This is a genomic window from Olivibacter jilunii, from assembly GCF_900607235.1.
Classification (GTDB): domain Bacteria; phylum Bacteroidota; class Bacteroidia; order Sphingobacteriales; family Sphingobacteriaceae; genus Olivibacter; species Olivibacter oleidegradans.
Window position 1 is genome coordinate 248,616 of sequence record NZ_LR027853.1, and the last position, 13,155, is coordinate 261,770.

At 39.8% G+C, this 13,155-nt stretch carries 10 protein-coding genes; 4 read left to right on the top strand and 6 right to left on the bottom strand.

Going from position 1 to position 13,155, the window contains the following annotated elements; all coding sequences use genetic code 11:
• Positions 1–74: 74 nt before the first annotated feature.
• Positions 75–1,361: a hypothetical protein gene (locus E0E36_RS19405; protein ID WP_130857390.1), complete on the top strand. Its 1,287-nt coding sequence runs from the start codon at positions 75–77 to the stop codon at positions 1,359–1,361.
• Between the two features lie 71 nt (positions 1,362–1,432).
• On the opposite strand, the gene E0E36_RS19410 is transcribed toward E0E36_RS19405, so the two are convergent.
• From E0E36_RS19410 to E0E36_RS19420, 3 genes are all read right to left on the bottom strand, one after another.
• Positions 1,433–1,621, bottom strand: coding sequence for a hypothetical protein (locus E0E36_RS19410; RefSeq protein ID WP_013666343.1), 189 nt, complete (start codon positions 1,619–1,621; stop codon positions 1,433–1,435).
• 110 nt (positions 1,622–1,731) lie between these two features.
• Positions 1,732–2,556, bottom strand: coding sequence for an SGNH/GDSL hydrolase family protein (locus tag E0E36_RS19415; protein ID WP_165447034.1), 825 nt, complete (start codon positions 2,554–2,556; stop codon positions 1,732–1,734).
• Between the two features lie 65 nt (positions 2,557–2,621).
• A complete protein-coding gene (locus E0E36_RS19420) occupies positions 2,622–3,008 on the bottom strand; it encodes a winged helix-turn-helix transcriptional regulator (protein WP_013666345.1) in 387 nt (128 codons plus the stop codon).
• Positions 3,009–3,138: 130 nt separating this feature from the next.
• Here E0E36_RS19420 and E0E36_RS19425 point away from each other — a divergent pair, with 130 nt between their 5' ends.
• On the top strand, positions 3,139–4,572 hold the full coding sequence (locus tag E0E36_RS19425; protein ID WP_130857392.1) for an MFS transporter: 1,434 nt from the start codon (positions 3,139–3,141) through the stop codon (positions 4,570–4,572).
• A gap of 80 nt (positions 4,573–4,652) precedes the next feature.
• Here E0E36_RS19425 and E0E36_RS19430 read toward each other — a convergent pair whose 3' ends face one another.
• From E0E36_RS19430 to E0E36_RS19440, 3 genes are all read right to left on the bottom strand, one after another.
• Positions 4,653–5,504, bottom strand: coding sequence for a retropepsin-like aspartic protease (locus tag E0E36_RS19430; protein ID WP_130857393.1), 852 nt, complete (start codon positions 5,502–5,504; stop codon positions 4,653–4,655).
• A 15-nt stretch (positions 5,505–5,519) separates the two neighbouring features.
• Positions 5,520–5,942 carry a GNAT family N-acetyltransferase gene (locus E0E36_RS19435; protein ID WP_013666348.1) on the bottom strand — a complete coding sequence of 141 codons (423 nt, stop codon included), beginning with the start codon at positions 5,940–5,942 and terminating at the stop codon, positions 5,520–5,522.
• Positions 5,943–6,018: 76 nt separating this feature from the next.
• The gene (locus E0E36_RS19440; RefSeq protein WP_165447035.1) at positions 6,019–7,290 is read right to left on the bottom strand and encodes a retropepsin-like aspartic protease; all 1,272 of its coding nucleotides are present in this window, start codon (positions 7,288–7,290) and stop codon (positions 6,019–6,021) included.
• Positions 7,291–7,573: 283 nt separating this feature from the next.
• Here E0E36_RS19440 and E0E36_RS19445 point away from each other — a divergent pair, with 283 nt between their 5' ends.
• Together E0E36_RS19445 and pnp are read left to right on the top strand one after the other, a co-directional pair.
• Positions 7,574–10,744, top strand: coding sequence for a TonB-dependent receptor (locus tag E0E36_RS19445; RefSeq protein ID WP_207303788.1), 3,171 nt, complete (start codon positions 7,574–7,576; stop codon positions 10,742–10,744).
• 206 nt (positions 10,745–10,950) lie between these two features.
• Positions 10,951–13,104, top strand: coding sequence for a polyribonucleotide nucleotidyltransferase (gene pnp / locus E0E36_RS19450; RefSeq protein ID WP_130857491.1), 2,154 nt, complete (start codon positions 10,951–10,953; stop codon positions 13,102–13,104).
• Positions 13,105–13,155: the final 51 nt, after the last annotated feature.

The window sequence follows — 13,155 nt, forward strand, 5'->3', positions numbered from 1 at the left end:
ATTAAAATTGGACGAATGAACCAAGATCGATTCAAGTTCGTTCAACCTTGTTCAAATACGACCATTTTTCATAAATGATAGAAAATAAAGATAGATATAGGCTGGCTTGTTTACGTTTGATCGAAAAGAAAGTCGGTTGGGGTGATGGCTCACATTGGTCTAACGCTGATTTCGAAAAACTGAGCAATCTAATCTACGAGAAAACAAATGTATTATTAAGCGCAAGTACCCTAAAACGCGTTTGGGGAAGGGTCCGTTATGACGGAAAGCCGGCAATATCGACGTTAGATGCACTTGTGAATTTTATTGATTATGAAAATTGGCGAGCCTTTGTGGTACAATATGATGAACAAACAAAGCAGGAGACACCAACATCACCGCCTAAAGAAAGGAATGCCTCAAAGTTCAGAACAAGGCTGATATTTTCGTCGTTAATGGTATTAGTTGGTTTATTTGTGATTTTTTCGTTTTTGAACAGAAAAGAAGAAAAGGCAAAAACCAGTCATTTTACATTATCTGAAAAAGATTTTTCCTTTAGTAGCAAACCACTCACAAGAAGTATTCCCAATTCGGTCATTTTTACTTACGATGCTTCTAAGGCAATCGTTGATTCGGTCTTTATACAGCAGACTTGGGATGCAAACCGACGAGTTCAGGTTCCTAAGGACGGAAATACACACACCGCAGTTTATTATGAGCCGGGTTATTACACCGCGAAGCTGAGCATTGGAGACCAAGTTGTTAAGGAACATCCTTTGCTAGTTGCTACTGATGGCTGGCTAGCCACGATTGACCGTAAACCGATACCTATCTATTTAAAGAAAGAGTGGTACCTCAATAAAAACCAGCTAAGTATACCCGCTAGGATTGTCGAACAGTCTAAAATAAGTTTACTCCCGAATCCACCTGTCGTCAAATTTTTTAATGTAGGAAACTTTGAACCTACTTCAGTGAGTGATTTTTCTTTTGAAGTTCAAGTTAAAAATGCTTTTAATGACGGCAGTTCTGCCTGTCAATTTTCTCATATTCTTCTTATCACTGATGCAATGCCCATTGCCATTCCACTTTCTATAAAAGGATGTGTGTCAGACTTGAATTTAATGACAGTCGATTCCGTGATCTCGGGCAAATATACAGATCTATCCAAATTTGGTGCTGATCTTTCAAATTGGGTTGAAGTAGCTTGCAGATCGGACGGAAAAGTATTACAGTTTCATGTAAATAATGAAAAAGCCTTTGAGGCGCCCTTAATTTCAAAGAATGCAAAAATTGTTGGCATGGCTTATACCTTTATGGGTACCGGTTCAGTCAAAGGCATCAAACTGTCGAATTCAAGCAAAATGCTTTATAAAGCATTTTAACACCTTTGCTAAACTGCCAACAAAATATTTCATTACGGAGTTTGTGCAACAATTAACCCCGACCTTATACGTTAAGCCTCTTTAAAGTCTGTAAATTTCCAAATACCTTCGTCATCCTGTTGATAAGAGACGTTGTATTTTCTTTTACCGATTTCTATTTCGAAAGAAAATGGTTTACCTTTTGAAAGTTCAGGCTTATGCTGATTGAGCCTTGCATCGGCAATTTCCTGAATTTGTTCTTTACTATATACTTGGTCCATACTATTTTGATTGATGTTGTTAGCTTATGAACAATTTTCGGCTGGTAATGTTGATTCTTTTTTAAAAAATACAACGTGAAAACAGCTACTATGCTCTGTGCGAGAGATTATTACAGATCATTAAATATACTTAATAACTGCTCCGCAATAAGCTGATTGCCTCGGTCCGAAGGGTGTAACCCATCGTAGGTCATGTTAATAGACTGGGGCGGATAAGGGTATTCATCTTCGTCAGCATTAAAAGGAATGTTAATATAATCAGGATATTTGAAATTTTTATAGGCGCCGTTAGTTTTATCCCTAAGTCTTTTATAATGGACTAAATTTGCTAAATCAAGTTGCTTATTATGAAATAAATCTATTACCTTGAATCCTTCCAGTTTACCGATGCTAATGATCGCGTTGGCAAATTGCTCTAAATGCTGTCCGTTTTTCTCTTTGTAAGAGCCCCAGGCATTATTATGCATATCGTTAATGTAGACGAAATCTGTTCGTTGCATGGGAGTAATTAGAATAATATCCGCTTTGCGATTTAACTGTTTGATTTTATCGGTTATTGTTTTAAATGCTCCAAATACAGTCGAATTTCCTGTTCCTTGCTGATAGTCCTTTAATGAACCAAGTGTGAGCCCCGCCCACCAATCATTCGTGCCTAAAAAAATAGTATAGACATCTGCTTTCACCAATCCGAGGTTTTCAATCTCCTGGGCTATACGTACAGCAGTCCATCCATTATGCCCCTGGTTAATATAACGAAGAGACGGCTTTTTTTCGGTAACATAAGTCATATAGCCTTTATGGACCCTATTGCCCGTCTCGTTTAAATGATCGTTCAAATAGGTAATGGAATCGCCCAAGGCTAACCATACCGTTTCTTTTTTTGTAAAGGAAGAATAGATAGTAAACACCATCAAAAGAGTCAGAAATCTTTTCATATATAATCGCATTGATTCAGTTTTAGGTGCATCGTTTTTTACTTAAGCCGATAAAGGTTGAGGTGTTATTCATTGTGTATGTCCCTACAGTTGGTGTAAGCATGCCACCAATCTTCCAACGACCGGATAACAGGCATAAGTGTTTTTCCAAGATCTGTTAACTTATATTCGACACGTGGAGGTGATTCAGCGTAAGCCTTTCTGCAAATAATGCCATCACGCTCCAATTCGCGTAACTGGGTGGTTAATGTTGCTTGCGTAACGTCCTCCATTTCCCGTCTCAATTCTCCAAATCTTTTAGGGCAGTTACTATAAATAGCATTAATAAGCAAAACCTTCCATTTTCCTCCAATTACCTTAAAAACATTTGTCACGGCACAGTTATTTTCTTTCGAACTTGTTTTTTTCTCATTTTCAAGATGCTCATTATCAATAATAGTATTCTTTTCCATACTTAGTATCGCTTACCAAACTACTTGTGTAATACGCTGAAATCCCTCACTTTCGATTTCTAAAGATAAGTAAATAAGAGCAATCTAATAGGCTTAACATACAAAATAGAAAGCTTCAAAACACTGTTATATGAATAAAATGAATAATAAGTGGTTTCTCCTTCTCATTGTTTCCTCAGCGATTTTTTTATCTGTCATCGACCTTTTTATCGTAAACGTTGCCGTACCCTCCATTAAAGAGGGGATTCGAGGATCGGACGGTGATATTCAATTGGTAATCGTATTGTATGTTATTGGTTATGCGTCGTTTCTTATAACGGGAGGTAGGGCTGGTGATTATTTTGGAAAGAAGCGTGTATTCATTGCGGGTATCTTAATTTTTACCATCGCTTCCTGTGCTTGCGGCTTTGCTCAAAATGCCTGGCAGTTAAATCTAAGTAGATTGGCGCAAGGAATAAGTGCTGCTTTTATGGTCCCTCAGGGTGTCGCTTTTATACCGGTGCTTTTTCCGGATCCCAAAGAGCGAGAGAAAGCTCTAGGTATTTATGGCAGTATTGCGGGCACGGCATCCGTCATCGGACAATTTTTGGGCGGTGTATTACCAGATACCCATTTCTTTGTTGCTGGCTGGCGTCTTATATTCTTGATTAATCTTCCAATTGGTCTTGTTGCCTCTTATATGGCTTATCGTTTTCTGTATAACGACAAAGAGAGGCCATCAATAGATAAGACTGCTCAAACGCACAAGAAAACAACCTTTAACTTTTCCGGGGTTGTGCTTCTTATGTTGGCTTTGATCGCTTTTATTTATCCGCTTATCCAAGGGCGCGAACTAAATTGGCCCAAATGGAGCATCTTTTTATTGATTCTGTCCATACCGATATTCTTGATTTTTGTTTATAATCAACGTCATTGCATGAGAATAAAGAAGGAGTCACTGATCCGTTTCGATTTATTTAGTAACAAGTATTTTACTATTGGGTTATTTGCTGCGATTTTTTATTATATGGTGCAAGATTCTTACTTTCTTATCAACGCGATGCATCTTCAAAAGGGCCTTCATGTAAGTTCTTCAATGACCGGGCTTTATTTCGTATTCCAAGGCCTCGGATATGTCATTGCTTCCTTTCTTTCAATAAAACTGGTACAACGTTTTGGTAAATGGGTGTTAATAGGAGGGATTTCCTGTATGATTGGTTCTCTTTTCTTGCATCTCTTGGTGCTACGAGACGGTAATCTGCAGACGATGAAAGTTCTCCCCGTGTTGTTTGTTTATGGACTGGGTTGTGGTTCGGTGCTACCAACCATGTTCACCCTGTCACTTAAGAGCATTGCTTCGCAATTTGCAGGCGCAGCATCAGGCCTCTATTTAACCGTTCAACAAATTTCGATTGCTCTAGGTGTAGGTGTTGTTGGCGGATTGTTTTTCAGTGTGTTAGACAACAGGGAGGCCGAAGCGTCCTACTTTCAGGCATACAGCATAACGACAATAGCGAATATATTGCTATTGGTGTTTGTTGCCTTAATATGCTCCTTGTTCCCGTCGCGTCCGTCACGTAGTTAATAATCTATATTGTATACCACCAAAACGTAATCGGTTGAATGGAGTTGATACATTGATGATAGCTATGAATATTGCGGCATTTACTCTAGAATAAAAATCTTCTTTTCAGGAAGACTAATGGCTATTTTTTTGCCCAACCAGTCAATGCTGGTCTTACCTTCATAAATCAGACCTTCTACAAAAGATACCTTCGGTGCTTTTATATGGGCGGTATTATTTGCTGTTTTGATTGACTCAATGGAACCGATAAAAAATCGATTGGTTTTAAGTGAATCAAATTCACTTTTTTTAGCATAGCTCTCAAACTGATTGCTATCTAATTCAAGTGTTTTCATGAATTTTGAGTGAATCCAAAATGAGTTTTGACCCGCTCCCGCATCCAGCGCCACTTGGATCGTTATCTTATTGTTCAATGTTACATATGTGAAAATATCTAAAGCCTTATCTGCATGGTTTGCTATTTGAATATCAATATACTTTTTTTTATCCTTTATATCCAGCTCGCCTAAAGAGATTGTCTTATTTTTATAGTCAATGGTAATGGGAGTATTCTGAAAAGCTTGAAGTGAAATCAAACCATCAATCCCATCCAGCGTTAAGTCGAACGTACTGTAAATTTGATTTTCGAATAGTTGATTGCCAATCCTTAAATCTTTGGCATAATAAATTGGTGTTGTTATAGCTTCGCCGGTTGCCCGATGAGCGACGAAGATATTATAAGAATCTTTTACTTGCAGCTTTTTGGCGAAATCTTTAAAAAACAGATGAAGGCCGGCACCGGTATCGAAGATGAATTTTCCTTTAATGCCATTCACCGTTGCCTCGATCACAAGGTGTCCGGAAGAAGTCAACGTAAAAGGAAGAATGTCTTTTGTTTGTGATCGAGCAATTAAGCCATTTAATAACAATAATAAGATCAGGATTCTTTTCATACTATGCGGAAATACTTATTTTTTTAAGAGGGCCATTCCTCGTGATGTAGGCCAAACCTCCTCGAAACCATATTGAGCGTATAGCTTATAAGCGTCGCCATCTGCCACTAAGCTAATATAACAAGAAGCAGGCAATGCATTGTCTATATATTCTTTTAGTTTCTTCATAATCCGCTTACCTAATCCGTTTTTCTGATGGGAGGGAAGTACACAAATATCAACGATTTGGCAATGGCATCCTTTATCGCCAATAATACGCCCCATACCCACCGGTTGATTATTATCGATATCTAACGCGATTACCGAACAAATTGAGTTTGCCAATCCTATTTGAGCTGCTTCCAATGTCTTGGCACTTAAGCCGCTTGCGGTTCGTAGGTGAATATAAGTGATGGGATCAAGGTCACCAAAGTCAACTAAATAGTTATCTGCTTTCATCTTTTTCAAACTTAACAAAAGGGTTGTTAATAAGCAATTGGAGGACTATAAAGCTATTGTTTTTTTGGGGACTTGGTTAATTGAAGTCTATATACATAGATTGAAAATTGATAGTCATTTTATTAAATTGATTTATAATGTCTTGACCGATGTTGCCATAAAAATGCGCATCAAAGTCGCCAACAGATTCGGTTAACACCGGCAAATTAGCAAGTGCCACTTTTTTGCCCTGAATAGTAAAAGTTGACAAAGGTATTTTGTAGACCTCAATTTTATGCACACCGCCTGCGCCGCCTCTACCGATACTGTCGATCTTGCCTTCGCTTTCCACTTTTGATTTGTTAGCATCATAATATTTTTTAAAGAGCTCTGTTTTCATTGCTCCGGTGTCGAAGTGGCAAAGTAAGGTGTCATCTCCTACTTGCAATTGAATAACCGGAGTTAGCTCGTCTAAGAATAGGTTTTGACCAACATTGTTAGAAACAGATGGAGGGATATAAAATTGGCCATCTCGTGCAATTTGTACTTCCCGTAAAAGGTTCATTACCGGAAATCCGATAATCCCGTGAATAGCAAAGTCGAGTTGAGGGAATTGCAAGTTTTTATCAGGAAGAACTAAAAAAACCACATTTTTTAACTCAGTTTTATCAATAAAAATACTTGGTGCAATGGCGAGCATAGCTTGGTTTTGTATGGAAGTGCTACTTCCCAAATCGATGCTTGTTGCTATGATTTTCAATTTCAGCTTTTGCGCATAACTTAAACTAATAGTAGATAAGTTCGCGCCTGTATCAAACACGAAATCGCTCACTTGATTTCCTATGCGGATCGGAATATTCATTAACCCTATTTTGTCTCTCGTCCATTTTACACGACTTTCTACTTTCGTAATCTGCTGAGGGGGGACATTCTCCAGTGCACGCCATAGTTTTATTGTATTTTTCAAATCGGCAACTTTGGCTGAGTCTAAAAAAGTGCTATAAGAAGCAAGGATTTGCTCGCCCACTTTTGCCGCTTTGCGATACGCATTCAATTTAACGAAATTGTCCATCTGTACGTTTAATAATGGAGGTGCAGTCTGCGGTGTCAGTTCACTTTTATGGTATTTTAGTAGACTTTCAATTTTTTTCGCAGATTGTGTACATCGGTTTGAAGCATTGTCAATAAATGCTCCGTAATATAGGCTATTGAGTTCAGAAAGCGTGTCCTTTTGTTGTCTGTAGCTTGCTTCTAGTTTTAAAAAGTCTTTCTCCTGAAGAAATTTTTCAAGAACTGACGTTCCCGTCTGTTGAGCGAGTGCATAGTTACTAAGGGAGAGAAAAAAAATTGAGAGCCATTGTATTTTCATTGCCTTGAATCGATGTTTTGAACTAATTGCCTTAAGACGTAGAAATACCCTAAAAGGTTGCATAACTCGCTAATTTTTCTGATACGAATTAGCTGAAAGTAAGAGGTTATCGGTTGAGAAACTAGGCAGCGGATCCTGCTGAGTGCTTGAGGGGTTATACTGATGTAAACAGCCAAAAGAGCTGACTCGTCTAAATCGCGCTGATGATTTGTTAATATAAAAGCATTAAAGAATTAACACAGAGAGAATAGTTTTGTCGAATACTATATCGCAAAAAATTGAGATGAAACAGCTAATTCTTCTACTATTTATTTTTTTAATTGCTAAACAGCCGATCTTTTCACAGACTACGCAAGCCTCTATCGCCGGAAAAGTCAGTGACGAAACCGATCAACCCATAGCGGGTGCCTCGGTTCAGGTGCGAAATGAATCAACCGGATTTACGACAAAAACGTCTACCAGCACGAGCGGTGATTTCAATTTTAAAGAACTGCCACTGGGAGGACCCTATACGGTACGTGTACAATTTATAGGTTATGGCGAGCAAATCCGTACAGGGTATACCCTCAATCAGGGAGATGTGGTTCGTATTAGTGTAAAGATGGCTGAATCTTCCCAAAACTTAGATGCGGTAGAAATAACTGCTGCCACCGGTTTGAAGGATAAGATTGAGAATCTTGGAGCGGCAACCGCGGTTAGTGCTAAGGATGTGACCCGCTTGCCGGTTAATGGGAGGAATTTTACTTCCCTTACCGATTTATCGCCCTTGGCAAGTGGAGGAAGCATCGCCGGGCAATTGGGCTCATCAACCAACTTTACAATTGATGGGATGAATTCGAAGAATCCCACCTCGGCGGGATCTACAACCAGTCGAAGCGGTGCACCCTTTTCAATTTCCATTGAAGCGGTACGCGAATTTAAAGTTGTGACCAATCAATATGATGTTACATTGGGGCGCGCTGGAGGTGGTACTATCAGCGCTGTAACCAAAGCTGGTACGAATACACTGAGTGGTAGTGCCTGGAATTACATGCGTGCCGACTGGTTATCGAGTCCTTATGACATCCGTGGCAATAAACGCAATGATGATTTTTCTACTTATCAATATGGTTTTACCTTGGGAGGGCCCATTGTTAAAGATAAGGTTCACTTCTTTGTAGCTTGGGATCATCAGCGGGACGCAAGACCTTTAATTATTGCAGATATCAATTCCCCTACAGATGAAAGACGTTTTAATGTTACACAATCGACATTGGATGAATTTGTCGAAATCGGTCGTTCAAAATACGGTTTAGGTGCTGGTCCACAATACGGTTCTTTCGGAAAAAAAAGAGGATCCGACGCTGTTTTTGCCCGTATTGATTGGCAGTTGAATGATCGTAACTTATTAACAATCCGTGATAACTATACCAACGACCGAAATAAATTAGGTTTAGCCGATAACACGCGAATTAATTTGTATGAGTCTTATGGAGATGATAAGAATATTGATAATAGCTTTTTGGCTACTTTACGTACAACACTAAGTCCTCGGCTCACCAATGAACTGAAAGTGCAACACTTATATACCTATCAAAAAAGTAGTCCGGGTAGTCAATTACCGGAAGCCAATATTCCACGTGCTATTGTTGAAAACGTGGCTTCCCAGGTTGGCGAAGACAACTTGTTCACCAACATTCAATTAGGTGGCCATCGCTTTGCGCAAGAAGGGTTTACAAATAATGTGATTCAATTGATCGATAACATTTATTATAATACCGATAAAATCAATTATACATTTGGCGTCGACTTGATGTATACGCATGCCAAATCATTATATGGTAGTGAGGTGAATGGACGTTTCCAATTTAGGCCAACAGCGGCAACGGAGACTACCCCCGGAGCTACGGCTTTAGAGAACTTTAATAATCTCGCTCCTTATGCGTTCTACCGTGAAGTCCCTTTGGTAGCAGACCCAACTGTTGTTGGAAAGATTTTTAATGCAGGTATATACGGACAAATGCAAACAAAGTTAGCCACAGGTCTGGAAATGATGGCCGGTTTGCGTGTGGATTACGGGCATTATCCAAAATCACCTTTAAACCAGGAATTATACGATGCCTTAGGCGTACGTACCGATCATAAGTTGAAATCTTTTGTAATACAGCCACGCTTCCAGTTTACCTGGGATGTTAATGAGGAACATAGGGATTATATTCGCCTAGGAGCAGGTGTCTTTGCTTCGGATATCAATAATTACATGACCATTAATAATTTAACATTTGATGGTCGACATTTTGCTACGGTGGATGTAAGGGATGCTTCTATATTAAGGCCCGATTTCATTGCCTATAGAAATGACCCGTCTACTATTCCGACTTATGCAGACTACCAGGTGCCAACCATTAATACCTATTCGTCGGATGCTAAAATTCCAATTGTTTACAAGGGGAACATCTCTTACACCCGTTTTATCACCGATAAACTGAAAGTAGGTGTGACAGGTTATGCTACATTAGGAAGAAACAACTATATGTATGTAGATCGCAATATGGTAGCTGATCCGTTTTTTCGCTTAAGTAACGAAGATAACCGTGGCGTGTATGTACCGGCGAGGGCCATCGTTAATGGAGCTGCCGATTGGAAAGCCGGGCGAATTAGTGATCGCTTTGGCCGCGTGCTCGAATTGAATAGCGAAGGGAAAGTAAATCAATTTGCGGTGGTGGTTGACGGTACCTATCAATACTTTAAAGATGGAGAGATATCGGTAAGCTATACATGGAATGACACCAAGGATAATACATCTTATAATGGAAATGTGGCAAATTCAGCGACCTTATCCCTTCCGGTGAAAGATGATCCGCGTGATCTTAGCGTGATGAGTTATTCGAACAGTCAGTTTAGGCATAAGGTGGTTTTCTATGGTACCTCACCTAGTTTCCATGGTTTCAATATCGGCATTCGTTATTCCGGTGTTGCAGGTACCCGCTACAGTCTTCTGGCTGGTGGTAATACCAATGGTGACTTTGTTACCAATGACAATGACTTAGCGTTCGTTTTCGATCGGAACGACCCGAGCACTGCCGAACAGATACGTACGGGTTTACAAGCTTTATTGGATAATCCGGAAGCAAGCCAAAGTTTAAAGGATTATATCAACAAGTATTCGGGTAAAATTGCAGAGAGAAATGGCGGTGTTAATGGGTTCTATGGAGTGATTGATTTAAGGGTAACAAAAAAGTTTATGCTCTACAAAACACACTCGTTGGAATTATCATGTGATATTTTTAATGTCGCTAATCTGTTTAAAAAGACTTGGGGAGCAAACGAATCTTTAGGAAATCAAGCTTTGTATGCCTTGACTGGTTTTGATGCAGCAACGCAACAGTATAACTACCGTGTAAACAATACAGGCATTGTGAATCCTTCAGGAAATCCTTACCAATTCCAATTAGGTGTACGTTATGGATTTTAATTGCAAATACAAATATTAAGAAGCTTTTATGGCCGATCGAGCCCATAGTTATAATGAGGGTCCGATTGGTCAAATCCCTATACATTTTACAGAAGCCACACTATAAAGTGATGGCTTTTTTTATTTACCTTTGTGGCAAAATAAGAGTCTAATAATTAAAAATGGATGCGTTTTTTAAGACGACCAACGCATCACTGAACGAAAACATGAGTTATAACGCAATTAAAAAAACATTCGATATTGGCGATGGCCGTCAGATCGAAATTGAAACCGGTAAATTAGCGAAACAGGCTGACGGTTCCGTTGTGGTTAAGATGGGGAACACCATGCTTTTAGCCACCGTGGTATCCGCTCAAGAAGCAAAACCAGGAACTGATTTTCTACCTCTATCTGTTGATTATCAAGAAAAATATGCGGCAACCGGTCGCATTCCCGGCGGATTTTTGCGAAGAGAAGCACGCTTATCCGACTATGAAATTTTAATTTCACGCTTGGTTGACCGAGCGCTGCGCCCTTTATTCCCTGATGATTATCATGCAGATACACAGGTTATGATAACACTGATATCAGCTGATAAAGATATTATGCCGGATGCATTAGCGGGATTAGCGGCATCCGCAGCTTTAGCTGTTTCCGATATTCCTTTTAACGGACCCATTTCGGAAGTCCGCGTAGCAAAAATTGACGGTAAATTCGTAATTAATCCATTATTAAGTGACTTGGAGAGAGCTACGCTTGAATTTATTGTTGCAGGTTCGGCCAACGATATTGTGATGGTAGAAGGCGAGGCTAAGGAGATTTCCGAAGAAGAAATGGTGGAAGCCATTGCTTTTGCCCATGAGGCTATTAAAGTGCAGGTACAAGCACAACTCGAATTGGCAGAAATGGTTGGTAAACTTGAGAAAAGGGTTTACAACCACGAACCTAGTAACCTGGAATTAAAAGAACGTGTTTACGCAGCTACTTACGACAGTGTGTATGCCGTTGCTAAATCCGGTTTGTCTAAAAAAGAGCGATCAGCCAAATTTGCTGACATTGCAGAGGCTTTTGCCCTTACATTGGGCGAAGATGTGGATGAAGAAACCGTATTCTTAGCAAAGAAATATTTCCATGACGTACAATATGATGCTGTGCGAAACCTCATTCTTAATGAAGGTATACGGCTCGACGGACGTGATGTGCGTACCGTGAGACCTATTTGGAGTGAAGTCGATTATTTACCTGCCGCACACGGATCGGCAATTTTCACCCGGGGTGAAACGCAGTCGCTTACTTCAGTCACACTAGGGGCGAAGGAAGATGAGCAAATGATCGATGGTGCATTTATTAACGGCTATAGCCGATTTATCCTACACTATAATTTCCCTGGTTTCTCCACCGGTGAAGTGAGACCAAATCGTGGCCCGGGTCGTAGAGAGGTTGGACATGGTAACTTGGCGATGCGTTCATTAAAACAAGTGCTGCCTAGTCAAGAGGAAAATCCTTATACGATACGAGTTGTTTCTGATATTTTGGAATCCAATGGTTCGTCCTCTATGGCTACCGTTTGCGCCGGAACATTGGCACTTATGGATGCAGGTGTAAAAATCACAGCGCCTGTATCAGGAATCGCGATGGGACTTATTACGGATGAAAAAACAGGTAAGTATGCGGTATTAAGTGATATTCTTGGTGATGAGGATCATTTGGGAGATATGGACTTTAAAGTCACTGGAACTAGCAAAGGTATCGTTGCTTGTCAAATGGACTTGAAAATCAATGGGCTGAAATGGGAGGTTCTAAAAGAAGCACTATATCAAGCTAAGGAGTCACGTTTACATATCTTAAACGAGATGCTCAAAACGATCGAAGCTCCTCGTGAAGATTTTAAACCACACGCTCCGCGCATTGTGAGCTTAACAATTGATAAAGAGTTTATTGGTGCTATTATCGGCCCCGGAGGCAAAATCATCCAGGAAATGCAAAGGGAAACCGGTACTACCATTTCGATCGAGGAGATTGAAGGTAAGGGCATCGTACAAGTCTTTGCAGACAATAAAACTTCTATCGATGACGCTGTTAGGCGCATTAAAGCGATTGCAGCAAAACCGGAAGTAGGCGATGTTTACGAAGGCAAAGTGAAATCTATTATGCCTTTCGGTGCCTTTGTCGAAATCTTACCGGGTAAAGATGGATTGTTGCACATTTCTGAGATCGATTGGAAACGTTATGAAACCATGGAAGGAATTTTTCAAGTCGGTGAAATTGTTAAGGTTAAACTGTTAGATATCGATAAACAAGGTAAATTGAAGCTTTCCAGAAAAGCACTTTTGCCTCGTCCCGAAAAAAAGCAGGAACCGGAAAATAAACAAGAACAATAGTTAAATACTAGAAGCCATTGCTTTCTTTGCGTTTGAGCATTTAGCAATGGC

Coding starts and splice junctions, on each gene's coding strand:
- E0E36_RS19405 (WP_130857390.1), top strand. CDS start 75: ATGATAGAAAATAAAGATAGATATAGGCTGGCTTGTTTACGTTTGATC.
- E0E36_RS19410 (WP_013666343.1), bottom strand. CDS start 1,621: ATGGACCAAGTATATAGTAAAGAACAAATTCAGGAAATTGCCGATGCA.
- E0E36_RS19415 (WP_165447034.1), bottom strand. CDS start 2,556: ATGAAAAGATTTCTGACTCTTTTGATGGTGTTTACTATCTATTCTTCC.
- E0E36_RS19420 (WP_013666345.1), bottom strand. CDS start 3,008: ATGGAAAAGAATACTATTATTGATAATGAGCATCTTGAAAATGAGAAA.
- E0E36_RS19425 (WP_130857392.1), top strand. CDS start 3,139: ATGAATAAAATGAATAATAAGTGGTTTCTCCTTCTCATTGTTTCCTCA.
- E0E36_RS19430 (WP_130857393.1), bottom strand. CDS start 5,504: ATGAAAAGAATCCTGATCTTATTATTGTTATTAAATGGCTTAATTGCT.
- E0E36_RS19435 (WP_013666348.1), bottom strand. CDS start 5,942: ATGAAAGCAGATAACTATTTAGTTGACTTTGGTGACCTTGATCCCATC.
- E0E36_RS19440 (WP_165447035.1), bottom strand. CDS start 7,290: ATGAAAATACAATGGCTCTCAATTTTTTTTCTCTCCCTTAGTAACTAT.
- E0E36_RS19445 (WP_207303788.1), top strand. CDS start 7,574: ATGAAACAGCTAATTCTTCTACTATTTATTTTTTTAATTGCTAAACAG.
- pnp (WP_130857491.1), top strand. CDS start 10,951: ATGAGTTATAACGCAATTAAAAAAACATTCGATATTGGCGATGGCCGT.